The organism is Christiangramia marina (assembly GCF_048285865.1).
Lineage (GTDB): Bacteria > Bacteroidota > Bacteroidia > Flavobacteriales > Flavobacteriaceae > Christiangramia > Christiangramia marina.
Map to the genome: position 1 here is coordinate 66 of NZ_JBLVTK010000061.1, position 231 is coordinate 296.

The window sequence follows — 231 nt, forward strand, 5'->3', positions numbered from 1 at the left end:
CTCGACGTCGCCCGGTTCGATGACGTGCCTGCGCTGGTTGGCCCAGATGCCGGCGAAGCAGTCGGCCTGCAGCTCGAGCCGCACCGACAGCCGGTTGCCCTCGGTTGCGGACATGCTACGCTGGGCCTGGCGCACCTGGTCCGAGATGCCGAGCAGGTTCTGGACGTGATGGCCGACCTCGTGCGCGATGACGTAGGCCTGGGCGAACTCCCCGGCTACCTGGAAGCGCTG

The 231-nt window shown here is 68.8% G+C and carries 1 protein-coding gene; it reads right to left on the reverse strand.

The annotated features are described in order from the left end of the window. The coding region (locus ACNKXS_RS15305) for a neutral zinc metallopeptidase (protein ID WP_417921635.1) at positions 1-231 on the reverse strand (231 nt) is incomplete at both ends.